Origin of the sequence: Pseudomonas sp. HY13-MNA-CIBAN-0226 (genome assembly GCF_040310305.1) — a bacterium.
GTDB lineage: Bacteria > Pseudomonadota > Gammaproteobacteria > Pseudomonadales > Pseudomonadaceae > Aquipseudomonas > Aquipseudomonas gregormendelii.
The window spans coordinates 146614-172386 of sequence record NZ_JBEOPS010000007.1; the positions used below are offsets into that span (position 1 = coordinate 146614).

General features: G+C 52.2%; 22 protein-coding genes. 12 read left to right on the forward strand and 10 right to left on the reverse strand.

What is annotated here, in order from left to right:
• Positions 1–375: 375 nt before the first annotated feature.
• Together AAEZ05_RS09850 and AAEZ05_RS09855 are read right to left on the reverse strand one after the other, a co-directional pair.
• Positions 376–2832, reverse strand: a complete 2457-nt coding sequence (locus AAEZ05_RS09850) for a YbcC family protein (RefSeq protein ID WP_350647081.1) — start codon at positions 2830–2832, stop codon at positions 376–378.
• On the reverse strand, positions 2829–4364 hold the full coding sequence (locus AAEZ05_RS09855; RefSeq protein ID WP_350647083.1) for an NADH-quinone oxidoreductase subunit L: 1536 nt from the start codon (positions 4362–4364) through the stop codon (positions 2829–2831). Before AAEZ05_RS09855 ends, AAEZ05_RS09850 begins: the two co-directional genes overlap by 4 nt.
• Before the next feature lie 104 nt (positions 4365–4468).
• Between AAEZ05_RS09855 and AAEZ05_RS09860 the strand changes: the two genes are divergently transcribed.
• A complete protein-coding gene (locus tag AAEZ05_RS09860) occupies positions 4469–5341 on the forward strand; it encodes a LysR family transcriptional regulator (RefSeq protein ID WP_266019649.1) in 873 nt (290 codons plus the stop codon).
• Between the two features lie 553 nt (positions 5342–5894).
• On the opposite strand, the gene AAEZ05_RS30710 is transcribed toward AAEZ05_RS09860, so the two are convergent.
• Positions 5895–6182: a hypothetical protein gene (locus AAEZ05_RS30710; RefSeq protein ID WP_502947762.1), complete on the reverse strand. Its 288-nt coding sequence runs from the start codon at positions 6180–6182 to the stop codon at positions 5895–5897.
• Positions 6183–6620: 438 nt separating this feature from the next.
• Here AAEZ05_RS30710 and AAEZ05_RS09870 point away from each other — a divergent pair, with 438 nt between their 5' ends.
• Together AAEZ05_RS09870 and AAEZ05_RS09875 are read left to right on the forward strand one after the other, a co-directional pair.
• A complete protein-coding gene (locus AAEZ05_RS09870) occupies positions 6621–7484 on the forward strand; it encodes a diguanylate cyclase domain-containing protein (protein WP_350647085.1) in 864 nt (287 codons plus the stop codon).
• Positions 7485–7550: 66 nt separating this feature from the next.
• Positions 7551–8219, forward strand: coding sequence for a hypothetical protein (locus AAEZ05_RS09875; protein ID WP_350647087.1), 669 nt, complete (start codon positions 7551–7553; stop codon positions 8217–8219).
• Between the two features lie 88 nt (positions 8220–8307).
• On the opposite strand, the gene AAEZ05_RS09880 is transcribed toward AAEZ05_RS09875, so the two are convergent.
• On the reverse strand, positions 8308–8643 hold the full coding sequence (locus AAEZ05_RS09880) for a hypothetical protein (protein WP_350647089.1): 336 nt from the start codon (positions 8641–8643) through the stop codon (positions 8308–8310).
• A 465-nt stretch (positions 8644–9108) separates the two neighbouring features.
• Here AAEZ05_RS09880 and AAEZ05_RS09885 point away from each other — a divergent pair, with 465 nt between their 5' ends.
• On the forward strand, positions 9109–9576 hold the full coding sequence (locus AAEZ05_RS09885) for a 3'-5' exonuclease family protein (RefSeq protein ID WP_350647091.1): 468 nt from the start codon (positions 9109–9111) through the stop codon (positions 9574–9576).
• An 8-nt stretch (positions 9577–9584) separates the two neighbouring features.
• Here AAEZ05_RS09885 and AAEZ05_RS09890 read toward each other — a convergent pair whose 3' ends face one another.
• Positions 9585–11144, reverse strand: coding sequence for a diguanylate cyclase domain-containing protein (locus AAEZ05_RS09890; RefSeq protein WP_350647261.1), 1560 nt, complete (start codon positions 11142–11144; stop codon positions 9585–9587).
• 1486 nt (positions 11145–12630) lie between these two features.
• On the opposite strand from AAEZ05_RS09890, the gene AAEZ05_RS09895 reads away from it, so the two are divergent.
• Positions 12631–13203: a TetR/AcrR family transcriptional regulator gene (locus AAEZ05_RS09895; RefSeq protein ID WP_350647093.1), complete on the forward strand. Its 573-nt coding sequence runs from the start codon at positions 12631–12633 to the stop codon at positions 13201–13203.
• A complete protein-coding gene (locus tag AAEZ05_RS09900; protein ID WP_350647095.1) occupies positions 13200–14177 on the forward strand; it encodes a DMT family transporter in 978 nt (325 codons plus the stop codon). Before AAEZ05_RS09895 ends, AAEZ05_RS09900 begins: the two co-directional genes overlap by 4 nt.
• A 233-nt stretch (positions 14178–14410) precedes the next feature.
• Here AAEZ05_RS09900 and AAEZ05_RS09905 read toward each other — a convergent pair whose 3' ends face one another.
• On the reverse strand, positions 14411–14911 hold the full coding sequence (locus tag AAEZ05_RS09905) for a lactoylglutathione lyase family protein (protein ID WP_350647097.1): 501 nt from the start codon (positions 14909–14911) through the stop codon (positions 14411–14413).
• Positions 14912–15008: 97 nt separating this feature from the next.
• On the opposite strand from AAEZ05_RS09905, the gene AAEZ05_RS09910 reads away from it, so the two are divergent.
• The gene (locus tag AAEZ05_RS09910) at positions 15009–15914 is read left to right on the forward strand and encodes a LysR family transcriptional regulator (protein WP_350647099.1); all 906 of its coding nucleotides are present in this window, start codon (positions 15009–15011) and stop codon (positions 15912–15914) included.
• 354 nt (positions 15915–16268) lie between these two features.
• Positions 16269–17351 (forward strand): alcohol dehydrogenase family protein, encoded by a 1083-nt coding sequence (locus AAEZ05_RS09915; protein WP_350647101.1) that lies wholly within the window; start codon positions 16269–16271, stop codon positions 17349–17351.
• Positions 17352–17940: 589 nt separating this feature from the next.
• Here the strand turns inward: AAEZ05_RS09915 and AAEZ05_RS09925 are convergent.
• Positions 17941–18933: a TerC family protein gene (locus AAEZ05_RS09925; protein WP_350647103.1), complete on the reverse strand. Its 993-nt coding sequence runs from the start codon at positions 18931–18933 to the stop codon at positions 17941–17943.
• A gap of 358 nt (positions 18934–19291) precedes the next feature.
• Here AAEZ05_RS09925 and AAEZ05_RS09930 point away from each other — a divergent pair, with 358 nt between their 5' ends.
• Both AAEZ05_RS09930 and AAEZ05_RS09935 read left to right on the forward strand, forming a co-directional pair.
• Positions 19292–19513 (forward strand): AbrB/MazE/SpoVT family DNA-binding domain-containing protein, encoded by a 222-nt coding sequence (locus AAEZ05_RS09930; RefSeq protein WP_350647105.1) that lies wholly within the window; start codon positions 19292–19294, stop codon positions 19511–19513.
• On the forward strand, positions 19513–19875 hold the full coding sequence (locus AAEZ05_RS09935) for a hypothetical protein (protein ID WP_350647107.1): 363 nt from the start codon (positions 19513–19515) through the stop codon (positions 19873–19875). The genes AAEZ05_RS09930 and AAEZ05_RS09935 overlap by 1 nt, the downstream gene beginning before the upstream one ends.
• Positions 19876–20215: 340 nt before the next feature.
• Here AAEZ05_RS09935 and AAEZ05_RS09940 read toward each other — a convergent pair whose 3' ends face one another.
• From AAEZ05_RS09940 to AAEZ05_RS09950, 3 genes are all read right to left on the reverse strand, one after another.
• Complete coding sequence (locus AAEZ05_RS09940) at positions 20216–20818, reverse strand: hypothetical protein (protein ID WP_350647109.1); 603 nt, start codon at positions 20816–20818, stop codon at positions 20216–20218.
• A 1049-nt stretch (positions 20819–21867) separates the two neighbouring features.
• Positions 21868–22098 carry a hypothetical protein gene (locus AAEZ05_RS09945; RefSeq protein WP_350647111.1) on the reverse strand — a complete coding sequence of 77 codons (231 nt, stop codon included), beginning with the start codon at positions 22096–22098 and terminating at the stop codon, positions 21868–21870.
• A gap of 532 nt (positions 22099–22630) precedes the next feature.
• Complete coding sequence (locus AAEZ05_RS09950; protein ID WP_350647113.1) at positions 22631–23350, reverse strand: DNA adenine methylase; 720 nt, start codon at positions 23348–23350, stop codon at positions 22631–22633.
• 555 nt (positions 23351–23905) lie between these two features.
• Between AAEZ05_RS09950 and AAEZ05_RS09955 the strand changes: the two genes are divergently transcribed.
• A complete protein-coding gene (locus AAEZ05_RS09955) occupies positions 23906–25057 on the forward strand; it encodes a hypothetical protein (RefSeq protein WP_350647115.1) in 1152 nt (383 codons plus the stop codon).
• Between the two features lie 506 nt (positions 25058–25563).
• Positions 25564–25734 carry a hypothetical protein gene (locus AAEZ05_RS09960; protein WP_350647117.1) on the forward strand — a complete coding sequence of 57 codons (171 nt, stop codon included), beginning with the start codon at positions 25564–25566 and terminating at the stop codon, positions 25732–25734.
• Positions 25735–25773: the final 39 nt, after the last annotated feature.

A 25773-nucleotide genomic window follows, 5' to 3' on the forward strand; every position in this document is an offset into this window, starting at 1 on the left:
ACATTGCATCTCAGCCGAAACCAGTGCGGCCTGCACCGCAACCTGCTCGTAGACCTGCCCCTGAATATGGCTCTTCCTGTACTTGTTCTTCAGGCAGTGTATGCATTGACCTGATAGGTGGCAGGTACTGCATCAGATCAGGCGGGAACAAGCGCTACGGGGTTTGAACCATCAGCATTGGTCGAGCCTAGTTTGTAACTCTCAAACGCTCAACTGCCGAAGCCATACGACGTGCTGGACGAATGGCCACGACATTTTCGGAAGCGCGCTACATACCTATGAGTGCCTAGGTAAAGCCACTCAGCACAGTAGGTTACGCTAGGTAAAAATAAGCTGATCATCTCTGTGCAAAGGCTGCAGCTACATTGCCTGACTTTATATAAAATCCTGCTCCAAAAGTTGCCAGCCCTCGGCAGTACGCCGCTCCATCATATCAGTGCATGCACTGTCAGTACGCAGTAGGTAGAGCCATCCGTGCAACACGAGATTTCTAACCACTGCATGCTCAGCCAGAACTTTATCGATCATTTTCTGGGGCGCCTCGATTACTACACTCAGACGCAATGGACGATGTATCCAGCGCTCGCCGTCATGCAATGATTGCCTCGCCAGACCAACACGCAGATCGCCGCCATTCCCTTCAAACACTCCAATGCATCCACCTACGACGTTGTGCAAAACCTTGTTGCCGCTTCCGAAGCGCAGATTGTCGGTGGTGGAGGTCAGGTACTGCATGTTGATCCAGTGCGCAACCACCATGGGGGCCGTCATAATCAGCTCCAGCACTTGCCCCTCTTCATCCTGTCGCCAGTCGTAATCGTGCAGGAATGACCGCCCCTGCAAATTCAGTCCCCTCGTTCGTGATCGTGGGGCAGCAATAAAGGCAGCATTGCCTGCTAACCCCCATTCAGGACGGGTCTGCGCCCAGTCGACTGCGCGTCTGCGAAGGGCTGCTAGTAGCTTAGCCGGATGCCCGCACAGGTGTGCCAATCCCAAACGCGCGGCGCGCTCGCGTCGGGCAAGTACGCTGGCATCATCGAGGGCCTGGCGCAACGTCAGCCAAGTTGGTCTCAATGTATCCGGAAGCGACTCGCTCTCAAAAACCTGAATTTCGTCTGTAGTGGTGTTGTGCAGCCCTGCCAGCACTCGGCAAGCCACAGGCATGTCGATACCCTGTTCGCGGAGAGCGCTGCGCACTCCTGCATCGTTGAGCATGTCCGCCACCAGTCTGGCGTTGATCTCGCCGCTTTGGCCACAGCACGCACCACAATCTAGCCCGGCTGCCTGAGGGTTATTGGCACTCTGGCTACCATGTCCAAGCAGTAGGATCATAGGCGGGAAGTCGCGAGTCAGGCTCATTGCACGCAAGATGCTCGCAGCAAATTTGGCACGCTGTCCTAGGGGAAGCTCCGGTAGCGTTGGCTTCAGCTGTTGCCACTCATCCGGTCGTAAAGCACTATGATCTGGCGCGGATGGGCGGGACAGCAATCCACAGGCGCGCCCAAGTAGCGCGCCCGCGTAGCCTAATCCCAGCGTTTCAATCAAAGTAAATGTTGATGCAGGCAAACGCTGGAACAGCTGCCACCGACCGGCGCGTTCCAAACGCATTTTGCGCTTGCTGGCCAAGGCGCGGTCACAGACGGCATCGCCGCTGCTGTCAGTAACCGTTAGTTGCGCAGCAAGCAATCCGGGTAGTTGTGGACGCGAGGCATTTGTACCTAGGGGCATATAGGCAATAGGCATGCCGAAAAAACCGGCGAATCCACCGGTCTGCACTTGCGGGCAAGCCTGTTCTAGTGCTCTTCTCACCACCTCGGATCGCACGTCTATACAGAAGTAAACGCGCGCAAGCGCGGTGCTATCGGTCACGGACGCTGGGGGTTTTCGCATCATACTCTGCAGCTGCTCCTGCCAAGCCAGTTCTTCCGCCCGTTGCCAAAGCTGTAGTGCCTGCCAAGCTGCGGTCGGAGCCTTTTTTCGCCCTACCTGCCAAAACTTGCGCCAGTCACTCCAGCAACTCTCGGCATCGCGCCTGCGGTCGTCCACCAACCACTCCCAAGCTGCACGAATTGCCAGCAGTTCAAGTAGAATCGGATCATCGCTACCTTGTAGTCGTGCTTGCCAGCGCCGGTAGGCGCACCAAGAAGCCCAGCCGAGGCTACGCAGCAACAGGCAATCGAACCACTCCTCCAACTCATCTTTAGCAATGCCCAAACGTTGCACCGCTGCCGCAATGGCATCCTTCGGGTGATGTGGTAGTTCACCAATCCGTTCACCTAGCGATCGGCAAGCGCTAAGTACACTTAAGCCGCGATCTTGCAACATTGACTCACGCCAAGCCTGATAGAGCCCCGCCTGTTTAGTCGCACACCAATCGGCCTGATCCTCATCGAACCAAGAGGCGCAGCACTGGCTAATCTGATGTGTTATCAGTGCGGGCCAACCTGCTGACGTAATGTCTGTGTTTGCCATATCCTCTAATAGCGGCATACCTTGGAAACTATCAAGCGGCTCATCCAGGAACTGTAGTAGTTGCGTCGGCGTCCAGTTAAGAGAGGCTTCGGACAGGGACAAGTAGAGGTGGCGTTCGGCTATACGTTTTTCTTGCCAAGCGAGGCGATAGTCCGCTGGTGAAAGGGTCATGCGGCTCCCTGCGCGTCGCCAGAGCTCCTCGGTCACCTTCGCCCAGGGTTGATCGCGGCGCTCCCAGAGCGGACTAACCGCGATCATGCGATCCAACGGCCAAGCTGGGGCTATACGTTCGCAAGCCTGCAAGGCGATGTCGTGGAGAGCATCTATATCAATGGGTGCGGAGTGTTCAAGCACGGTCATAGGCTGTCTCCGTTCGCATGTATGGGCCGCTGCTGACTGCGTACTGGCCAAAGGCGGAAAGTCAGGCGGGTAAAGTGTTCATCTAGAAAGAATCCGGCGAAAGCCAAGGGATATAGTCGCCGCGCCAGCGCTCCTTGGGGCCTTGCCAAAATCAATGCTTGAATCACGTAGAGGATGAGGAACATCAGTATCGCTATCAATGCCAGATACTGTTGTAGGGCACTTGGGGAAGGGCTCGCACCAAGTACATATCCGGCGGACACATGCCACATCAGGTAAATTCCGAGCAACAGTGTGAGCGTGCCCAAATTGTGCAGAATGCCGCTCAGGCGCATACACCACGGAGCCAGGCCGATAGCGAGGACAGCAAGTGCCATTAGGGGGATCTCATGTGTCGGTAGCAGTTGGCTCCACACTACATGCAGCAAAGCCACCCATAATGCTGCAATGGACAGTGCCAGAAGTATCTGCGAGAGCGTCGCTGGCGGACGCCGCTCATACAGTGCCTGACGCCTCACCTGCGCGACCGTTTCACCGGCGCTGAGGAAGGCATAAGCCTTATAAAGCGAGTGAGCTATAAGGTGTACAAACGCCAACTCGTATAGACCCAGACCGCACTCCAGCAGCATGAAACCCATTTGTGCACAGGTTGACCAAGCCAAACGAACCTTAATGCTGATGCGGGTCATCATCACGAGACTTGCAAGCAAAGCCGTCAGCCCACCTATTACCACCAATAACGTCTGAGCCACCGGTGCGGCATTCAGTAAGGGTGCGAAACGCAGCAGCACAAAGCCCCCAAGATTTACAAGACCCGCATGTAACAAAGCCGAGACTGGTGTCGGTGCCTCCATCACCTGTATTAGCCAGCCGTGTACCGGCAGTTGTGCAGATTTGAGAATAACTGTCAGGATCAGCAGCACTACCGCCAACTGTAGATCCCAGCTCAGAGAACCGCTTAGCTGCAGGCGCGCTGCGACATGTTGGAGGATCATCGCGATGTTACTGTCGTCGGCTGCCTGCACCAGCAATACAGCAGCTATGAGTAAGCAGATGTCCGCCAGACGGCTGGCAAGAAACTTTTTATGGGCCACCACTTGGGCCATTGGACGGTCATGATAGAAGGTGAGCAGCAAGTGCAGGCTTAGGCTGGAGATGATCCACGCACCGACGAGCACATAAAGATCATCGCATGTGACCACCAATGCTACTGCAGCCAAGGTGCTGAGCAGCGACATTAGGTATCGGCGCTGCCCTCGTTCACCTTCCAGGTAGCGCGATGAGAAGTCGATGATGACCAGCGCCAGTAGGCTAATCAGTGTGGCCATGGCCAAGCCCAGACGGTCATTTTCACGCCCGTCCAGCGCTGCTTGCAACAAAGCTGTTAACACCAGCGCAAAGCCCGCATATCCGGCCAATCGTGCTGACCACCAGAGACGACCGACCGTCGCCTTACCGAATGCCACTGGTAACAGGGCTAGCGCGTAGATCCAGGGCAGCATGGTACTCAGTTGGGGAAGCAAGAATGGCATCAAAGAAACTCGCGAGGGTGATCGGCAGATTTAGTCTTATCCAGTTGCTTTTTTATTGAAAATAGATTGAATGGAACGTATCGATATAAAAAAAAGAACGAATCATGCGTCGACTGAACTTTCATCATCTGCATTACTTCTGGGCCGTTGCCAAAGAAGGCAACCTGACCCGAGCAGCTCAATCACTGCATGTCGCCCAGTCGGCACTGTCGACACAGATTCGCTCCTTGGAAGATCAGCTCGGCTATGCACTATTCATCCGCTCAGGTCGCAGCCTTCTGCTCACTGAAGCAGGTCGCTTGGTTCTGGATTACGCCGAAAGTATTTTTGCGCTAGGCAACGAGCTACAGATGACACTGCAAGGGGGCCAACAGGCCAATCAGCAGCTACGCATCGGCGCCGTTGCTACCCTTTCCCGAAATTTTCAAGAGAACCTACTGCGTCCATTCCTCGGCCGCAACGATGTTCACATCACCCTGGAGTCGGGCAGTTTGGGAGAGCTGTTGGAGAGGCTGGTGTTACACAAGCTTGATGTAGTTCTCACCAACACACCGGTAAGCTCGGATGCGCATCGCTCCTGGCGTTGCCAACTATTGGATCGCCAATCTGTTTGCCTGGTTGGCCCGCCCCGGGACGGGCAGCCGCCTTTTGACCTGCGCCGTGACCTTCAGCATGTCCGCCTGATTTTGCCCGGCCGCAGCAGCGACATTCGCAGTCAATTTGAGTTGTACTGCGATAGCCACGAAGTACGCGCGACCATCTTTGCAGAGGTGGACGACATGGCCATGCTGCGCCTGCTTGCTCGCGACTCCGGCGACGTAGCACTACTGCCAGCGGTAGTAGTGCAGGATGAACTACGCAGTGGTGCTCTACAGCTATATTTGGAAATCCCGGAGATTGTTGAACAATTTTTCGCCGTCACCCAGCAGCGGCATTTCAGTTTAAGTATCCTCGACGAGTTATTAAAAGCTCATTAAGTTTTAATGCAACACTATGTGTGGTAAGTTTAGAGCATTGACGTACTCATGATTCAATTCAGCATTCGCAGCTTAGCAGACTTGAATTCATTTAATTTTTTAACTGCGATCTATTATATTCAGTTAGTAAAAAGCTCAGCACAATGAATTCGAGCTAAACTTTCCGACTCGCACAATTTAGCGCTGCCAACCCCAAAAACTCTAGCCTTACGCTTAGAAAAAAATTTAACCGCGCTAACTAAATTTTTCGGAACAGGAAATAATACATCACAGTTAATCCACAGCAGGCACACACATTGCAGGTAGTCTTTTCCCGGATGACGAGAGACAATCGCTCATCATGCTGCTATATTAATAAATACAGGCTAGCGTGGTTCATCTCGTCTGGTCGACAAAGTAGTGAACGTATTTGAAGAAGGTTTTTGTGGATAATTTACAGGCATTTAGATACCTAAAACTGTTCGGATTAATATATGTGCGCACTCCTCCATGGCTTCAGCCAAGCATCGGCCTGCAGTTTTTGTCAGCAATACAGGTTAGAAGGCTTCGGCCTTCAGAGTCCTGCCGACTGAAAAATGGCCTCACCACTGTAGTGAATCGCCAATTCAATACGGGTATTCTCGCCGCCACGTTCGCCAATCATTAAGGGATGAAGGCGAAAATAGAAGCCCCTAAGACGCGAACCTTCGGGGCTTTGCATTTTTGCATCACGGCCACTGTAATTCGCTGCTGCGAAGTGTGCATCGCGGACAAACTCGAACGCCAGGCGACCTAGTTTTCCGACCCCAACCAACGCATCATCACAGCCTTGTTCAGCCAAGCGTTCCGCGAGCGCGTCCATATCGTTATCGTCAGAAATCAGCTGGTATATCAGAGTGAGCGTACATCCATCTCTATTCCTCTCCCCCAGCAATTTCTTGACTGTCATTTATTCTGACGGGGAAAGTGAGCAGGTGCCCATGGGGTTAGGACAGTCTAGCCAGCTATTGAGGCAACCCTTGGCTTTGGCGACGTCGAAGATCTGACTCTGCAAAGCCAGTATGAGCGTGTCCAAAACTCGGTAGCGTGCCAGCTAGACCAAACCGTACATCGCGTCTACACCTACACGAATCAGTAGCTCTACTTTATTTGAGATCGGAGAAACGCCGGTTTTCTTGTCTGCGGAATTTCTGCGCACCCTGCTCATGCTCCGAGCTACCTTATGCCTACAAGATTCCTCGCAATCCACCCTGCAAATCGGGATATGATCGCGTTCTACGACTCAGATAGCACATGACTTATGGCCATCGATTTACAGGCGCTCTACCCCAAACTGATCCACCTAATGCTGGATACAGTATTTGTGGTTGATGGAAGCGACCACATTGTTTTTGTGAGTGATGCCTGTAAGGCCCTGTTGGGCTACCGCCCTGATGAACTGATTGGCACCAATATCACCAGCTATATGCATCCTGAAGATTTGGATGCGACGCGAGGTTCGATCACCCGGGTGATGAATGGTCAACCTCATTTCGATTTCCGGAACCGTTACATCCGCAAGGATGGGACAGTCGTTTACATCCTATGGGCTGCATTCTGGTCGGAGGAAGTTGGTGCTAGGATTGGGGTCGCAAGAAACGTTACAGCTTTAGCTAAAGCGGAGGAGGAATTGCGCTTCCTTGCTCATCACGATCCGCTGACGAAATTAACCAATCGGTCGCTCTTTAGTGATCGACTGATATCTGCACTGCAGACTGCGCAGCGCCACGGTAATGAGCTAGCTTTGCTATTTTTGGATATCAATGACTTCAAGAGTATCAATGATGTCCATGGCCACGCAGCGGGAGATCGTGTTCTGTGCATTATTGCCCAACGTCTCAAAAGCTGTGTGCGTGAGACAGACACCGTGGCTCGGATTGGCGGCGATGAATTCACGGTGCTGCTGACAGACGTCCAGTCGAGGGACACGATTTCCAAAAAGCTAGAGCAGATTCATAAAGTCATGGCTGAGCCATTGGGCCCTGAATTAGGCACACTCAAGATGCCATTGTGCAGTATTGGAGTTGCATATTATCCCGAGCACGGAAAGGATGCCGATACACTACTCACCCACTCGGATAGTGAAATGTATCGTATGAAGAGATATCGCACTTTAGAGAGTTAAGATTGGGGCGATACCCCAAAGATTTGGACACCATTGGCGTAGCCTGACATAAATTAAGGACAAAATATGTTCAGCAAATCTCAGATCATTACCATCCCAATCCTGATCTCATCGGTACTTTTACTCACCGGCTGCCCCCCATCACCGGAATTCACCCGATGGCAACGTACTTCAACCTCTGTAGATGGTGTAAGAGCCGCAATGGCAGAATGTGGCGACCCTGTGGCAGGGCCACAAAACCATTTTCCAATAAACGAAGAGATAATTCACTTTCAGTGTATGCAGCGCCTCGGTTTTACCCGTAAAGACGGCTTTGAATACTGTGAACTAATGAAGAATATGCCAGCCTGCGTCGAAGAAAGGCAGGGCCATCCGCTCAGTTTGTCGCAGCTCGAAGCGTTGCCGTTTGTAGAAGATGAAGCATTTCACCCAATCAAGCCTAATTCTGGTCGGGATGAACGTATGCAGGTCTCATGGCGTAAAGCGGGAGCATCACGCCATTTCGAATTCAAGGTAGCCAATGATAGTGAAGCCCTGCCAGTGATGTATGCGTGCGGCTATGCGAAACCACTCGGGTCGAATCTGGACGTCGCCAGCATCGGGCGCACTGCAGAAGTACAGCGCTGCATGATTGATCATGGGTTTGAGCCCAAAAACAAGATTATGCTGGTATGCCAGACTTACCCACGAGTGACGGGCTGTTCGTTGACAGCGCCACCGAGTTCACGCAGATAGACTACATAGCCTAGAGGGGGTTGCTCGTTAGAGATAAGAGAGCTTTCTAGGCGCACGACCTTTCAACTCATCGGCCCAGCTGCGTTTTCTACATCGATTTAACCGATACCACTTCAACGTACTTGTACTTCTTCTTGGCAGCCCTTACAGCCTCCTGTTCAGCAAGCAGCGAGCTCAAGGTATCCGCCTCGTGAATCAACTCGTGCATCTTCCCCTCAAATTCGTTGCCAACCCGGAGCGTGACCCTCAGCCTAGGAGTAAAAGCTTTTGCCGCTTTCTTCTTCACTTGGGGAGCTGCTGCTGGCTTTATAGGAACAACCTCGGACGCAGGCTCCTGCACCGGAGGAGCAGAAACCTGCACTTCGGGCTCATCCGCACCGAACAGGGCACGACGCATTTCTTCTTCAGTTAACTCAGAGTTCATAGGGCATCTCAAAGGAGTGGTATTTAGCTCGATAATTTTACTAGGATTGTTACTGATCGGTGTCATCGGTGACCGCTAGGGTTCACATCCCCAGTTCGATTTCGATCCGAGAGCCCCTCATAGCTGGCAACAGCCTTTCCTTCGGCAGTCGTGTGATAAGACCGTCAGCTAAATCACTTGCATGACGTGCGTACAGCGTTACCTTGTCATGAATGGGCCTTCGATCCGGTACGAAAGCGCCCACTCGCTCCTGAGCAATTTTCAGGATATTCAGAGCTTCCTGGCTCATCCTATCGGTGGACAAGTGTTCCGCGACTGGTCTAGACGGAGGAGCTGCGCTACCCCACATCTCTACTACCATTTGGAGCAACACTTCTGAGCCAAAATGCTCAAGGGCCATATCCCACAGCAGAGCTTCCTGCGACATATCCAGGCGACCCCTAGTCATTACGGAGTTCTAACGGCATGCGGCTCTTTCTTGATTGCGAATTTACGCAGCTCTCGGCGGCAGCAAAGCTTATCTCGCTGGCGTTAGTAGCCGAGGATGGACGCGAATTCTACGCGGAATTGATCGACACATGGCGAGAAGCAGACTGCAGCGACTTCGTAATCAAGATCGTCCTTCCTCAGCTCTGGGGCGGGAGCTATGCATTACCCATCATTAGCGCAAGGTCAGCACTGTTCGAGTTCCTCACGGCGTTCGACGAAGCCCTGGAAATTGTCACAGACTCCCCGCAGTATGACTGGGAGCTTTTCTGTGAACTAGCGTATGACGAGGGGAAATGGCCAAGAAATGTGCGAAATCACCCTATTGATGCTCACACTCTGAAGGTTATAAAGGATGGGGTACCGCTTCCACATCACGCCCTCTTGGATGCCCGTATCATCACCAGCATGTTCGCAACAGGGCATGAACGCGAAGACATTTCATGAGAACGAGCTCAGATCGCGCGCTTTTTAGTCACTGCAATACCCATCCGACCCAGTTGTTTAACGCCATACATGGCCTGATCCGCTGCTTTTAGCAACGTATCCAAGCTCTGCCCATGGATAGGACAGATCGAAACTCCGATGCTACACGAGAGTGGTACCTCGCCTATGGTCGTGACGACCGGTTGCGCGATAGCTTCTAGCACCCTCGTGGCCTTCATTTCTGCGCTTTCTGGGCTCCTGAGATCTGTGATCAAAGCCACGAATTCGTCTCCCCCGTAGCGTGCAACGGTGTCACACGAGCGCGTGGCCGCGAGCATGCGGTCTGCAACCACTCGAAGAATCTCGTCGCCGACCTCATGGCCGTGCTTATCGTTAATTTCCTTGAAGTAATCCAAGTCAATTAATAGCACTGCAAACGGAACACCCTTCTCTTCCCAGTCGGCATAAACCTGATCAAAGCGTTCGGCGAAAAGGTAGCGATTCGGCAATTGAGTAAGCACGTCATGGGTTGCGAGATAGGCCGAGCGCTCATGCTCGACCTCAGCCCTTTCAATCGCCTGGAAATGCCGAATTAAAACAAGCGGCATGAGTACGAGTGCACTTCCCAGAACCGCGAGGATAATCAATGTCTCCGCCGTTAAAACATCCTCTACACGCAACTGACGCTCAAACAGCAGTGTCATCGGTTGTGAAGTGGTTCTGATCTCAACTCGGCTGGCCAGGCGCGGCAATAGCAGGCGATCCAGAAAACTTGCTTGCTGAGTCTGCGTGGAAAACACATCACTTTTAGACCCGGCTGCAGTTTTCAGGATAGCTCTTATGTGAACCAAGAAGTCTACGTTCGCGTTGTTCACGGCATCGAGCAGCGAGTTCGTCTTGACCAACAGCAAAGTCACCATCGTACTGCCGAAGAAATTGGGACGGGTGTCCTGTCTTACCTGCTTTGGCCGACTGACTGACTGCATCAGTATGTAAGCATTGCCTCCCTCGTACATGGAGAACACCGGTGAAACAACAGGTTTCTGGCTGCTGTGGGTTCGTGCCAATGCGTAGGACAGGTAGGCCACGGTTTCCAGCCTTACTCCGTAGATTGAGCTGGATTCAGGGAGTAGCGGGTACATAAACAACACCGGCCACGTCTCATTGAGAAATACCTGAGGTTGGCTAGGCTGCTGAGTGAGGCTCGGGAAATCTTTCAGCTCAAAGTCAGGCCGCCATGTTCGCCGCAACAGTTCTTCAAAGGCGGCTTGCTCAGCTAGGGGAACAGCCCGCGCGGCCTCAAGCATGTAGATATGTGGGTATGCTGATAGGACGGCTGCCGCGTAACGGGCCGCAGCATCCGTGTCGCTCTGATCCACGGCCTGGAGGAATGCTGAAAAACCCGCAAGAACAGCTTCATTGGTATCAAGCTGATTTCGCACGATGCCGGAGATATTCTGCACGTATTCCGAGAATCGCTGTTCTCTGCGTTGAGTCTCGGACTTCAACAGCAGCCAAGCAGAAAAAGTAACCAGGCCAACAGCAAAAAAAATAAAACTAACCAAAGAGCTGCGCCGCTTAGTCAACATCATCCTGATTTCCCAATGCGCAGAGCGTTAATCATCATCGTTCCGACTTTGTCAGCTTTCCTAGGGCCACTGAATTTGGGCTCTCAGCTGGACGTACACACCAGTAGCCAGAACCAATCTGCGGCAGGCTAAGGGCCTCAGGTCGAGTTCTTTGGACTCCGTTCGGAAGCTTGTATCAATTTCGTTGAACTGGCTTGGATTGTTGCTGAGCAAGGACGGCGTTTACCAGCTCAAGGTTGAGACGTTGGCATTCGCCTTCAGCTTCTGACCGCGTCTGATACACAGCCTTGGAACGCGACTTCTCGTCATTATCGTAGATGTTGAAACCTATAGGCGCAGTTTCGCAGTAGAAGCGTGTTCCGTTGCGCACAGATCCCGTTTCGATAGGGATCGCAGGAATTACAACGAATCTCGTATTCATTTTCATGCCCTCGTGAATCACCACATACCTATTAGCGGCTATGGGCCAGTACAGCAAGTGATCGTCGCCAGTTTCCGATGAGGAACACCGAGGGATTGACGTCTAGGCGCTTCGAATGCTCGATTTCACGAGTTTTTGAGGCTAGCCAGGCTGCTTGAAATCGTCCTCGTATTCGCCTCCTACTCATAGGTTTCCGAAATTTTCGAGGGCCCTCGAAGACCTTTGAAAGAAAACGCTAAAGCTAGCCGCGACCTTCGTCGCGAAGTAGCGAGGTTTCACGACTTACAGGAAGCTTGGGCTGACACCCTTCCTGAGATAGTCGTCCTTTCAAAATTTGTAAGCAGAGACAAAAAAGAGGCAAAGGGAGAGGAAGAAGCAATCGATCCGATTTCTCTAACAAGTCATACCTCCGGGAAAAATGGCCAGGTAGATCTCTGCTTTTTTTTGTTTTCAAATATAAGAACTCCGTCGCGATTTTTTGAATTCAAGGGGGACTCCTGAAATATATTTTCGCGACACACGTTTGCCTGCTGGTGAAAGCAGCCTCCGGCCAGCTGCCACTGACCTTCGAAAACGAGTCCGCAAGCCAAGATGAGACGGGGCAACCTCGATTTCTGATGGAGGGATTGAGGCCAATTAGCTCGTTTAGGTGGTTTAGCGACTTATAAGCCTTCTTGGAATTGTCCGGGAGAAACGCTGCTGTGCGGCATCCAAACCCAATGCAAAGCCTGTCTTCTAAGCCACGGATGGCTAGTTTAGGCATCGCCCTCAAGCTCGGAAGTCGGCTTGAGTGTTGACCAGAAGGAGCGAGTGCTGAACAAGCAGTCATCGATGGAGCACTCTCATGCCCTCCTGTTCGGCGTTGTAAGAAGCACGGCCTTCGACGGTCTAAACACGCGGATTCAGGGGGCGCTTACCTAGCGTAGCGAACTTTCTGACTGGCCAAATACTGCGACTTCCTGCTGCGGCAGTGTCGCAACCGCTATGATTCAGGTCGTATTTGCAAGCGCCTCAATCTTACCGGTCAGTATATTGAACTCCTTCACCACGCCGGAGTGCCTTCAATTGGACAATACCCGTAAGCGCTTGATTGATTCGGCGCTAAAGTTGTTTCTGTCACAAGGTATATACATTACTGGTGTGATGGCCATCGCGGCGATGGCGGGTGTTACCAAGATGACGCTCTACAGCCATTTCCCCTCCAAGGATGCGCTGATAGTGGCTTGCCTTGAGGAGCGTGACCGACGCTGGCGTGAAGAGGTAGCGCGCACCTTGGCGGAGCATCCTGACCCGGTCAGTGGCATGCTCGCTTTTTTCGATTTGTATCAACGCTTTCTTTTGCAGGATAGCGAGCGAGGGTGCCTGTTCGTTAACAGTGCGGCTGAATTCCCCCAGTTTAGCCACCCTGTGCATTTGGCAGTGAGCAGGCATAAGCAAGGGATACGCGACAATCTTACTGCCTTGGCCCTGAGCGCCGGTATAAGCGACCCTGACGTAATTGCTGAGGGGCTGTTTATCTTGCTGGAGGGCAGTTTTGTCAGCGGTGCCATGGGGCATGACGTAAGGGTATTCGATACTGCCCGACACGTAGCCCATTGCTGGATCCGGAAGCATGGCCAACAGGAGCAGAGCGTATGACCCTAGGTTTATTGGCGGCCATTGCCGCAACATTTTCCTGGTCACTGCTCTACATCTTTCCGGGGCTGGTCGGCGATTACAGCCTTTTTGATCTGGCTGTGGTGAGCTATGCCTTTGCCGGTTTAGGTAGCTTGATAGTGCTGTTTGTTCACCGTAGCGAAGTGCGGAAATTGCGATTGAGCGACTGGGCTTTCGCCGCACTGTTAGGCTTCTTGGGATACATCGGTTACTTCTTTCTGATTACCACTGCGGTGTCGGCCGCTGGCCCGGTGATCCCTCCGGTGATGATGGGGTCAGTACCGATAGTGCTCGCGATTGCTGGCAACATGCGAAGCGCCAGCGTGCCTTGGCGGGCCATTGCTGGGCCACTGTTGGTCGCGGCAGTCGGCATAAGTTTGGTCAACCTGAGCGTATTTAATTTTAGTAGCGCAACTGTAGTGCTCCCGACCGATTCGATAGTGCTTGGGCTGCTCGCATCGTTAATGGCAATTGGATTTTGGACTGGTTTTGGATTGTTAAATGAAAGCGCTATGGCTCAGCGCCCAAGCATGTCCTCCATGTTGTGGTCAGCCATGCTGATCTTCATGTGCAGCGTCGAGATGCTGGCCTTCATACCCGTTGGTCTGCACTTGAGCTTGTCGCACTTCGCTAGCCATCCGAGCGGGTTAGCAGGTACTGAGGCGCTAATAGTCTGTGGGTTGATTCAGGGGTTAGGGGCCACCCTTGCAGGTGCCTGGGCATGGTCAATTGCAACTCGGCGGCTACCTCTGGCTCTAAGCGGGCAATTGATTGCCAGCGGAACCATTTATGCAACGACGATGGGCCTGCTCATAAACCAACGCTGGCCATCTCCTATGGAGGCGCTTGGAACAGGGTTGCTATTCTTAGGCGTGGTGTGGGCAATTCACGCCTTTTATCGCAGGCAAACACGCCTCGCGACGCGTGGTGGGATAACTGACCTTAGCCAAAACTAATGCGAATGTGCCTGTATGGGCATTTCAGGGCGTCCGTCTTGGATTGGTTTGGCATCACTGCCTAAGTGCCGGGGTCGGGGTCGGGGTCGGGGAGATGTGTTTGCCGAACGGTTGCGGCGAAGCGAGCGGCAATCACACCTCTTTTTGATAGGTGAGCAGTTGTGCGGTAGCAATTCAGCGAGCGGCATAAGACATGATGCTGAGGCTCTCTGAACCTAGTCCTCCGCTAGCATTTACTGGTAAGCCCCAGCCGAATAGATCAGCTCGTAGCTGTGGCTATAGATTTCAAGGATGTTGCCAAAGGGGTCTTCCATATAGACCATGCGGTATGGCTTTTCACCAGGAAAATACTCGCGTACGGGCATGCGCTGCTTGCCACCAGCGGCAACTATCTTGGCGGCCAGTCCTTCGACGTCTGGATCTTGGACGCAAAAGTGGAAGATACCGGTCTTCCGGTACTCGAAGTTGTTCTGCGGCTTTTCGGCATTGCGAAACTCAAAGATCTCTACGCCGATCCGATCACCTGTGGACAGGTGCGCAATACGGAACGAACTCCAGCCGGCTCCAAATACATCGGTACACATGACTCCGATAGCTGAGTCGTCCTCAGTAATCGTGGTCGGCGGCATGATCAGATACCAGCCCATGACTTCAGTATAAAACTTCACGGCGGCGTCTAAATCGGTGACCGATAGGCCTAGATGAGAAAAGCTACGCGGATAGACAGATGACATAACCAGTACCTCTTAATGATTGGTGATGTGGTTAGTCTAGGAAGGTAATGGCATAATGAAAACCATCATCAGATTATCGGCTTGATAAGAGATCGTTATGTTGAACCCGCAATGGCTGCGCTCTTTCGCCGCGCTGATTGAGCAGGGCAGCTTCACACGCTGCGCCGAATATCTCGACCTGACCCAGGCCGCTGTCAGTCAACATGTACAGAAGCTTGAGGAGCGGCTCGGCCCATTGCTGATACGCCGTCCTCGCCAGCTCGAACTGACGCCCGCCGGGCATGCGCTATTGGAATACTGCGAGGAAGTAAGCGCTGCCGATCAGCGTCTGAATAAGCGCCTATCCGAGCATGATGACAAGCACGGGGAGATCAGCTTGATCTGTCCCGGCAGTATCGGACTGGCCCTATACCCGATGCTGTTGAACTTGCAGCAGACAAATCCAGGACTGATCGTTCGTCAACGTTTTGCCCCAGATAAAGAGGTGCTAGAAGGCGTGCTGGAAAATCGCTTCGAGCTGGGTTTGGCCACGCTTAAGCCTGACGACCCTCGCCTCCTTGTTAGTCGCTTCACCGAAGAGCCACTGGAGCTGATCGCTCCAGTCTCAGAGCGTGTCGAGGGCTGGGAAGATCTGAAACGTATAGGCTTCATAGATCACCCTGACGGTCGAGCCATGAGTAGTCGTCTGCTCAGTCGTTACTTCCCTGAAGCACCAGGCATCGGCAGCCTCCCTTGTCATGGTTTTACCAACCAGATCGGTCTGATCCTTGAACCTGTAGCAAGAGGTTTAGGCTTTACCGTGTTGCCGCGATCTGCACGCCTAGCGTTTCAACGACCGGAAAGTATCCAGGTCATCGAGGGGCCACGGTTAGTTGAGGACACTCTTTGGCTGATACATCGCGCCGAGTGGCCGTTGTCTACTCGGGCGAAGCTGGTCGTTAAAACACTGAAGGCACAGATTGAAGGTCTGTCACTGAGGAATCACGCCTGCAGGAGGGCATAGCCCGCAAAGTCGTCGCAGACCAACTTGCCATTCCACTTTCCCAAAAACTGCGCGCATTCTCGCCAGCACGGCTGCGCCAACTGAATTTGAATCCCTGACGGAATCGCCGAAGCTTTCGTGCATTAATGTGCTTTGGGTCAATGTTCACCTTGAGCAAACGCTTCATAGGCAATCACCGTGATGACATTTTCAGAAATCCTAAGCGATGGGAAACTCGAGGCGTTTTTTCACACTGCCGGCTAGGAGCTATCATTGGCTTTACTGAATACAATGAACTTTTAGGGGCGGGCACTTTCCAACCAGACTCCACTGGACTTATGCATTAAGCATATCTAAGTATAGGAGTAAGAAAGCATGAATTACGGGTTAATGAAAGCTGCCGTCACAACCGGTAATGGTGGATACGAAAAACTAGAGTATACAGATGTCGCCATCCCGAAAATCATGCCAGGTGAAGTGTTAGTTAAAGTGTTAGCTGCTGGCGTAAATAATACAGAAATAAATACAAGGCTTGGATGGTACTCATCATCCAATAAAAACTCCACAAATGCGACTTCCGACGGTAAGGCCAACCAGAGTTCAGATGGTGGCTGGAGTAAACAGACACCCTTTCCCTTAATTCAGGGTACGGACTGTTGCGGGCTGGTTGTCGGCACCGCCGAAGATGGCGATAGCAGTCTCCTAGGTAAACGTGTATTAATCCGTCCCTGTGTCCGTGAACATGGATTTAACTCGCTGGATAGTTCCTGGATGGGATCCGATTTTGATGGGGCATTCGCTCAGTATGTGAAAGTCCGCGCAAGTGAAGTATTCCCAATTACTTGTGACTGGACTGATGCTGAACTGGGCACGATTCCTTGTGCGTATGGAACATCTGAGAACATGCTGCACCGAGTAAAATTGCAAGCGGGTGAAACCGTTTTGATAACAGGCGCTTCCGGTGGTGTAGGGTCGGCCACGGTGCAGCTAGCGAAACGTAGAGGAGCTAGGGTCGTCGCGATTGCAGGCAAAGAAAAGCATGAGTCAGTAGCAGCTATTGGTGCTGACAAACTGATTGGCCGCTCAGAAAATTTGTTAGAAGTATTGGGTGAGTGCTCCGTGGATGTTGTGGTCGACAACGTAGCTGGAAGTGACTTTCCTTCTATGCTTAAAGTATTAAAACGCGGAGGACGGCTTGTTTCTTCAGGCGCTATCGCTGGCCCTATTGTTGAGCTCGATATGCGTGATTTGTACTTGAAGGATATAACACTGATCGGAACGACAGCATGGGATGAGCGTGTATTCTCAAACATTGTGAGATACATCGAGCGAGGTGAGATACAACCACTGCTGGCTAAGACCTTTCCGCTTTCTTTAATTGTAGAAGCACAAAAAGAGTTTTTAACAAAAAAACATGTTGGCAAGTTTGTTCTCATCCCTCCTCTCTGCAGATCATAATTAATCTAGGCAGCTCTAGTGGCAAATCGATGAATCTATTTTTTATCACGAGTTTTCATTACGCACCGGCTCAAGATGGCCTCAGCCGCCTTACTCCACCTTAAAGGCTTGTCTGAGTGCCCATAGTGAGCCTTGATAAATTGGCAGATTGCCGCCTTGAGGTCAGCGACCTCTGATTCAGGCGGCCCGGTGCGACGCTCTTCTTTCCAGCTACGTAAATCAGACTTCCAAGGCGTTCAGCGAAGAAGCGCTGATCGTTGAGAAGTGCAATTCGAAATGCAGGAGCTTGTCCAGTCACTGCTTGATTGCAGCGGTTTCCCGCTCATTGATTAAACTATTGTACATCGTATCTGATAGTTGAATTGTCGCATGGCTCCATCGACTTCTTCGCGGGCTATAACCCGCAAAGCTTGTCCGGTCTACTCGGCCAATTTCTGCGCCATTTACTCTGCAGCCTAACAACCAACCAGGCCGAGCGGTGATAGCCCCTTTGTTATAATTTGCAGGAGTCTTGTTCATCATTCTCCCCATTTCTCAGAGTTGCCAATTCGCTATTAGGTAGCCGACAGGGGCCATCACCGCTTGAGATTCACAGCTGCGAGCCAGCAGAAGCCTTGTCGCGGGTTTTCCACAGCGACAGCAGCACACCGCCCAGCAGCAGCCCCAGGGTCACGCTCAGGGAAATGACCGCCGGAATCTTGCCGATGATGCCGACCAGGAAGATCTTGCCACCGATAAACACCAGCACCAGTGCCAGCGCGTACTTGAGGTAGGCGAAGCGGTGAATCATCGCCGCCAGGGCGAAATACAACGCACGCAGGCCAAGGATGGCGAAGATGTTCGAGGTATAGACGATGAAGGGGTCTTGGGTGATGGCGAAGATCGCCGGCACGCTGTCCACGGCGAACACCAGGTCGGCACACTCGATCAGCACCAAGGCTAAGAACAACGGCGTCGCCCAGACTGCGGACTTGCCGCTTGCATCCGCCTGACGGACAAAGAAGCGTCCTTCATGCAGTTGCTCGGTCACCCGCATGTGTTTTCGCAGGAACTTCACCAGCAAGTTTTCGCTAAGGTTCGGATGGGCATCGACCTTGCTGAAAAGCATCTTCACTCCAGTTAACAGCAGGAAGATGCCGAACACATACAGAATCCAGCTGAACTCGGCGATCAGCGCCGCCCCCAGGCCAATCATGATCGCGCGCAGCACGATGACACCGAGAATGCCCCAAAACAGCACCTCGTGCTGATACCTACGCGGGATAGAGAGGAAGCTGAAGATCATCGCCATCAGGAACACGTTGTCCATCGACAACGATTTCTCGATCAGAAAGCCGGTGTAGAAATCCATGCCGGCGTCTCCGCCCTTGACTTGCCAGACCCAGAGGCCGAACAGCAAGCCAGCCGTGATATAGCCAGCAGACAGCAGCAGACTTTCAGTAACGCCGATTTCTCGCTGCTCACGGTGGAGAACCCCGAGGTCGAAGACCAAAAGGCCTATCACGATGCTTATAAAGACTAGCCACAACCAAGTGGCGGTGCCGAGGAACTCGGCCAGGAAGAACGGTTCTAGGGCAGTCATGAGCCCCTCCTCTAAGTGTCGAAGTTATACAAACTGCAACTCCGACATGGCAGCGGGTAGCTGTCAGAGGGGCCCGGCATTGCGACATCAAATCTAGAGAGACGCGTGCGGTTTCTCAATCACGCAAGGGTTGCAAGGTGTTTCAAGCTGGTAGGCAGCATCGGAATGAATCGCCCCTGGCTTTGTCGACGCATCTGAAGCGCTTCTCTTGGCCGTCTTCTGCTTAGGCGATTAAGCGTGAACCGGAGGACGTTGGGGCTCCTAGCCTTAGGCTTGATGATTATCCGGATCTGTAAACGAGCCACCGCGAATCTAAATGCGGGAACGGCTTGCCGACTCATAGCAACGGAGATCAAATGTGAAAAAATCACCTATGAAAATCATGATCGAAGAATGGGATGGTGACGGTGCGATTCGAATTCCGGACGAAGCGCTGCAGGAGCTCGAACTGGATGTCGGCGACGCTGGGTACCTGATAGAAGAATTTGTCGGCAACACGCGCTGCCTCGTCCTATCGAAAAAGCCTCAAATTGAGGATCGAATAGACGAACTCACTGAGGCATGGAATGGCGGACAATAATGATGATTGACGCGAACCGTCTCTGGCAACGCGAACGCAAACGTCGCTATGCATTGTGGGATTTAGAAAAACTGCAGACTGGATCTGATCGAGCAATACAGTACCTTGCGATTCTTGATGAAATTGAGCGCCAAGATCGAGATGACCCCATTGGCGATGCAGTCGCCACGTCAGTTGATGAGCTACGTGAACTTGTTCCAGAAACCGAGATCGTGGGCGTCAGCGGATCCCACTTTGTAATCGTGCTCGACGAGCATATACCAGAGCCTTGGAAGTCTCGTTTCGAAGAAGCGAGCACCGGGTCTACTCGACTGCGGCAAGGCTGTTATGCGCGAGATTGGCATCGATTTTTACGGCTATAGAACTAACTCGCGATTGACGGAAGCAGGCGTCAGCCCAGAAACGATGCCGGCGCTCCTAGCGCTGTTAATCCAAGGCTCACTACCTCACCGAATTCGTAACCTTTACCGGTCTTCCACGTGAAGCAGCGAGCGACCAGCTCAACCGGCTGCTCAACCTCGGCATCGTGGTGATGCCCGCCATCTGACCACCAAAGGCTGGAGGCAGGCTTGCCGACCTGGTTTGCCCAGGATCTCCTTCCCGACTTTCATTTAGCAGCATCTTGACCGTAATCCGGGCAAATAGCCCAGAGGGTTGATAACGGTCATAGCCGCAACTCGGATTGCCGGGGTTATCCTAATTTCAAGCAAGCCCATGGTGTTCTAATACGGCCAGCGGCACGGAGCTCACGTGGCTCACGTGAGTAGTTTCCAAAACATCCAGAGGCTCACCTCCGATGGCTTCCATCAAGCTGTTAGATAGCCAAACCGCGTCATGCATGCTGAACGAATAGCACATGAACTCGAGTACAAGCTCCACTCCACCTTCAGGAACTGTGTAAACACCTAATTGTTCAGTTGAATCATTCGCATCCGTAGAGAGTTCAACAAAATAAACGTCACTGTCTGAACCTTGACGGTTGAAATCCCAGTCGGCGTAATAACTCCATCCAAAAACTCCTTTTCGATATTTTCTTTTAAGCAGGCTGTCCCGCGCAGCCGGGGTGGGTGCAAATCCTGCCATGTTTCCTACGGTAATCAGTACAGCATCGTAAAGACAGCGCGCGATCTCCTCCGCTACGGCGTCGGCAAGTCTAATGGGCATGATGTCTAGTTTTAGGCTGACGTAATGATCCTCATGTCTGGCTACCTGGCACGAATACGTTTCGTCATCCTCACGCCCTCTCCAACATATAAATTCGCGTTCTGCAAAAAACGCTGCTGGTTGCGCCGTAACTTTTTTCATAAATATCGCCGTCACTATGTTCTTAAAAACTAATCGGACGGGTTAAGGGCAAACTTTAACGTAGAAGATAAATATTTTTCGTAAGAATAGATTTTTATGAAAACCGCTGTAGATAAACGTTGCTCTCGTTACTGCCTGAGTCAAGCCAATAAGCACGAACGAGCGATCGCTCCCGCCCGCGAAACAAATCTGGCGTATCCGAAATCTGGGCTGGGATCGGAGTCAACATGGCAAAAATCTGCTCGTCATACCCACGAAGCAATATGCACCGCTTTGCTCCACTTTCCTTTCCAACTCGCTAGCCTCCTCCCGAATCACTCCTCGTTTACCCCTTTCGCCTGGCCGGATGGGAAGTTTCAGCCGTTCCCTGCCATCTGGGATGCTCCCCCCGCCCGCGAAGATATTGATGCCTTGACGGTGATTGAGCGTCGAAGATCGCGGCGTAGCTTTGCGGCGCTCAATCACGACCAGCTTGGGCAATTGTTTTGGCATTGTGCCCGCACGCAAGGAATCGCCACTTCTGACCTAGGCTTTGATCTAGAGCAGAGGCCAACTCCATCCGCTGGCGCCGTTCACCCCATTCACATACTAGTAAAGCCTGCCCAGACCCATAAATGGTTTCGCTACGATGCCCGCCGCCATGGCCCCATAGAGGTGAAACGCTCAGAGTACGAGCTAAAATCACTTGAAGAATGCAGCAAAACTATTCTGCCATCTGAGGATGCAACCCGGTTGCTGCTCGTTGCAGAGCCGGGCAAAACTTCTGACAAATATGAATGTGGGGAGAGCCTCCTTTGGCGGGACGCTGGTGCACTTCTCGCAATAATGGCCGTGACAGCGGAAGCCCTAAACCTTGCGTTCTGTCCTTTAGGCATCACGGGAGAGCCATGGGCCAGCGAGCTAGCAGCGCCCGGCATATTGATGGGCGCTGGGATGGCACTGGTTGGTAGTAACCTAGAAAGGCCTCCAGACAGAGCGCCGAGTACGCCAACCAGAGGAACCGAAGACTAGACACAACCGATAGGTCATCCAGAGATAATCAACTAGCTTCAGGCAGCCTTGAGTCCTGCTTGGCTCAGAAGTCCGTGAACGATGGTAGGTGCTGACATCATCTGGTACCACATTAGGGCGTCGAGTTTGGAAGGTTGAACATCCAAGCCGCGACTCAGCATCAAAAACTCTTCTTCCAGTTCCAAATAATGGCGCTGCACGGTTAGTCCCGGCGAGAAGAAACCTGCAAGTGCCCCTGCCCTTAAAATGTGGATATCCAAAATGGCCACGTCATCAGCATCAAGCCAGTTTCGGGCGATCCAGGACGCGGTTTCACGCCAGGGATGGTTAGCAACCAGTCACGAAGAGCTCGTCCGGAATACAACGGCGGCTGGGCATCAACTAATTGCGACAGCGCTGCATGGAGGTACCGCGCTTTTTGTTTGGCGAACCTTTAGCGCACCTGTTTGCCTGAGACGTTCAAAGGAGCCGAGAGCCACTCGAGCAGTTGCTACTGAGACGGCACTTCCTCTTTGAATGCTCCAAGCTCACAAAGACGTGCGAAAGCAGCCAATCCGACGTTAGCTGGAATACCGTGTCCGCCGAGCAAGCATGCCCCGACCTCCTCTTTGAGAGAGGCGCCGAGCTTGTAATTGAATGGGTCTGGATCCTGATCGTTAGCCCAAACCTGGTACGCCCAATAGGCGGGACTTGGAAACGCTTCTATTAATCCCCAGGCCACGCCAGGAAGCACTTCACTAGTAGCTTCAGGGAATTCACGACGATAGACCTGAGATTCAACCTACACGACACCCTTCTGCATCACACGGCCTCCTGAGCATGACCATATGTCTCAGCAACCCAACGAACGAAATCATTCCGCTCCACCGGATCCATCGAGTGAATGCGATCCTGCAGTCGCGCTTGACGACGAGCGATCGTTTGACGCGCCCTAAAGGTATCGCCTAAATATCGGCTGTCGTGGAGTTCTTCAGGGGCAGCGTAGTTCATCCAGACACACTCCTCCCTGACCTCTACGTGAGTTTTTGCTAAGAACGTGATCTTTCTCCATCCGTAGAGGGTGTCGTTGTACAGAGTGCTGTCGTAGCCCGAAATCATCACTTTGCAGGGAACATCGCGCAGAGTACTAAGCAGTTGCTCATGCATATCGAAATCATATTCGAAGCGATAGATTTTAGACCTGCGACGAGTCTCGGTGAGGTACGGAGGATCAGCATAGATGAGCACGTCACCTTCGTAGGCGAACCTACCTATATAGGAGGTGGCGTCGTCATGGACGAGTTCGATGTTTTCTTGGCCATCAAACTCAGACCATAGCTTATGCACGCGCGGATCTATGTCGACGCCAATATTGCGAGTGGCGATTTTTTTGTTGCGCATGACCGCGCCCGCACCTAGATGCGTCTCGATATACGTCTGATGCGGCGGCATCAGATTGATCAAGCGCTGATAGCACTTGCCCTTCCCACCTGGATATTTCATGCCCTCATCATCGTCAAAAGTGACGATGATGTCAATCACGCCCCCCTGAAAGCGCGGGCCAACTCGCCTTCCGACCAAAAGCATTAGGGGCGCCAATAGACCGCACGATGATCCATTCGCCGTTCAACTGAGCGCAGTTCTCTCAAGCGTGAGCCGGGCCTAGGCCCGAAACAGCGATTCCTCGGTCGACACTGGAGTAGATGGAGTCATGGCAGGATACCCATCTCGAGGGCGAGTTAATGGTAAGAATTCTCCATTATTGAAGAAATATACGACTAACGGCGTGAGCCAGGTACAGGCCCGAAATGGCGATCCCTCGATCTAGAGGCCTCATCCATCGTGGTAAAACCAGGGCAGCCAACACAAGCGTAGATCGAACGAGTCAGACTTCTACCGCTCATCCTACTAACCGTCTTTTCAATGCGATTAGTTTTAACTTCGTCATCGATTTCCGACAAGCGGGGCAGTTGATTATTTTTTAACGGCTAAATTAATTGTGGATCACTTCTATTATTGCCTGGGTATTTCTCACCACTGAATTGAAAAATAGTTAGTTTTCAATATTCGGCGGAGCTATGCCCTGAGGGCTCCGCTATGAACGCTAACAAGTCTTTAAAGCGTTATCTGCTGTTGACAGTCGCTGTGTGCAGTTTGCTGGCGGTAACATCGGTGAAGTCGGAGGAGGCCATGGCGCCTGCGGAAACTGCAGAGACTACCCCTGCAGCGACCGCACCACGCGTAATGCAGACCTTCGCGCAAAAGAAAGAACAGGATTTTAATGTATTCTCAGCCATCACTTCAGGTGGAGGGGAATTCGGTCAAAGCTGCGCGCTAATTTTAACCGGCGACAATGTGTACGACGAACGTCAAGTTATGTCGAGCAGTTACCGAATTCAGCAGTATTACAACTGGGCCTGTAGATCAAAATTTGAAACTGCTTCAGACATGAAAAATGCCGGATTGATACTGAAGATTCCGATTGAAGGCTTACCTACACCGCTTGGCCTGGATGCAGTCTTTTCATCGTCTAACTTCAAGGAGTCCCTGGATCAGTGGTGCGCTGTTGCTTGGACGACATTAACCGATCAGGCTATACGGGAGGAATTCAGTCGAGTGGTGGATGCGGGCATGGTGTCGGCCTATAAAACCTGCATCGACGCCGAGAAAGATACCTTGCTACAACGGTTTGGCGTATTCGCCTACGCTATCCCCCAGAATTTTGAGCTCAATGACTTTCTGGTAAAAGTTGAATTTCGCGCAATGGATTTTGACAATCCAAAGATCACCACAATTGAGGGTACTGATGTCAAATGCACCATTGGTGGCAAGGAAGTAAAAAATTACAAGGTCACCAGCACCTCATTGGTTATGAACTGTAAAAAACCCTCAGACAACGCCGGCAGCATTGCAGTCAACACCGAAAAAATGGGCTCGAGCCCGTTCATCAATTTGCCTGGCAAAACGGACGGATTGATCATGGAGATGGATCAGCGTACAAGAGGATTGGCTCAAGCAATGATAAAGGACAGAGCGGCACTTTCGTCGAGACTGGACTCCATTAATGGCCGCTTCGATAAAGTGCGGTTTAACGCAAGCGCTTGCTTGGCACCAGAAACCGGTTCACATGATGTGCCAGCGTGCCCGCCTGGTTTCAAAGATACAGGCTTTATGGAGAGTAACACTTGGCCTGGTGGATGCTGTGGCTACGGGGCTGTTTGTAGAGTCTGCTACACAGTAGATCCTTAGCTGAGCTGCGCTGCGCTGCTCACATCTGATCACAACAGGGAGCTCTGTGCAGTCGCGTCTTATGAGTGAGTCGTGATTACAGGCGTCACAAAGGCTTGGCTTGTCTAAATCCACTGGCGAGCAGTCCTGTCGACAGTTCCCCAAATAGTCGACGTGACTCCAAACTGAGCTAGCACCCTGCAGCCGCATCTGAAAACCACTGAGCTTCCCTTTTCTCCCTGAAAGCTCTCATGAGGGGGTTGCAGGGGTCTGCCATGCACATGCCATACTGAACCGGGCAACCGCGTCACGCGATGCTAGAGTCTGCCAGAGGTGAACGACTCACTCTTCTTGCGGTCTGAGCAAACTGTAGACATATCTTAGAGAAGATGATTGACTCGTGAAGAGGCGTCTCTATAATTGCCGAAATTTTTTCGAGGCGTCTCAGTGACATCTCATCATGCTCTAAGCACGCAAAGACGTGATTCATGGGCTAAAGTACAGTGACTGCGTAGGGGATTGATTGAATGACAACAGATCGTCTGTTTGACAAAATCCGCAATCGGGTTGGCGAGACGCGCGACGAGCGCCAGAATGCGGCCCTTTCCCGTCTGAATGAAATGAATGAGAAGCTTGAGCGTCAGCTCGCTGCTCAGGCGATGACCCCAGACGTGCTAGCGAAGGCCTGCAGCCTTTAATCCTCCTTGTTTGATAGAAAGCAGCCTCCATGGCTGCTT

Bases quoted from the DNA above. Each gene is read 5' to 3' on its own strand.
- AAEZ05_RS09925 (WP_350647103.1), bottom strand. From the start codon at position 18,933: ATGACTGCCCTAGAACCGTTCTTCCTGGCCGAGTTCCTCGGCACCGCC.
- AAEZ05_RS09910 (WP_350647099.1), top strand. From the start codon at position 15,009: ATGTTGAACCCGCAATGGCTGCGCTCTTTCGCCGCGCTGATTGAGCAG.
- AAEZ05_RS09960 (WP_350647117.1), top strand. From the start codon at position 25,564: ATGACAACAGATCGTCTGTTTGACAAAATCCGCAATCGGGTTGGCGAG.
- AAEZ05_RS09905 (WP_350647097.1), bottom strand. From the start codon at position 14,911: ATGTCATCTGTCTATCCGCGTAGCTTTTCTCATCTAGGCCTATCGGTC.
- AAEZ05_RS09915 (WP_350647101.1), top strand. From the start codon at position 16,269: ATGAATTACGGGTTAATGAAAGCTGCCGTCACAACCGGTAATGGTGGA.
- AAEZ05_RS09880 (WP_350647089.1), bottom strand. From the start codon at position 8,643: ATGAACTCTGAGTTAACTGAAGAAGAAATGCGTCGTGCCCTGTTCGGT.
- AAEZ05_RS09850 (WP_350647081.1), bottom strand. From the start codon at position 2,832: ATGACCGTGCTTGAACACTCCGCACCCATTGATATAGATGCTCTCCAC.
- AAEZ05_RS09955 (WP_350647115.1), top strand. From the start codon at position 23,906: ATGAACGCTAACAAGTCTTTAAAGCGTTATCTGCTGTTGACAGTCGCT.
- AAEZ05_RS09890 (WP_350647261.1), bottom strand. From the start codon at position 11,144: ATGTTGACTAAGCGGCGCAGCTCTTTGGTTAGTTTTATTTTTTTTGCT.
- AAEZ05_RS09935 (WP_350647107.1), top strand. From the start codon at position 19,513: ATGATGATTGACGCGAACCGTCTCTGGCAACGCGAACGCAAACGTCGC.
- AAEZ05_RS09900 (WP_350647095.1), top strand. From the start codon at position 13,200: ATGACCCTAGGTTTATTGGCGGCCATTGCCGCAACATTTTCCTGGTCA.
- AAEZ05_RS09940 (WP_350647109.1), bottom strand. From the start codon at position 20,818: ATGAAAAAAGTTACGGCGCAACCAGCAGCGTTTTTTGCAGAACGCGAA.
- AAEZ05_RS09875 (WP_350647087.1), top strand. From the start codon at position 7,551: ATGTTCAGCAAATCTCAGATCATTACCATCCCAATCCTGATCTCATCG.
- AAEZ05_RS09885 (WP_350647091.1), top strand. From the start codon at position 9,109: ATGCGGCTCTTTCTTGATTGCGAATTTACGCAGCTCTCGGCGGCAGCA.
- AAEZ05_RS09860 (WP_266019649.1), top strand. From the start codon at position 4,469: ATGCGTCGACTGAACTTTCATCATCTGCATTACTTCTGGGCCGTTGCC.
- AAEZ05_RS09870 (WP_350647085.1), top strand. From the start codon at position 6,621: ATGGCCATCGATTTACAGGCGCTCTACCCCAAACTGATCCACCTAATG.
- AAEZ05_RS09855 (WP_350647083.1), bottom strand. From the start codon at position 4,364: ATGCCATTCTTGCTTCCCCAACTGAGTACCATGCTGCCCTGGATCTAC.
- AAEZ05_RS30710 (WP_502947762.1), bottom strand. From the start codon at position 6,182: ATGGACGCGCTCGCGGAACGCTTGGCTGAACAAGGCTGTGATGATGCG.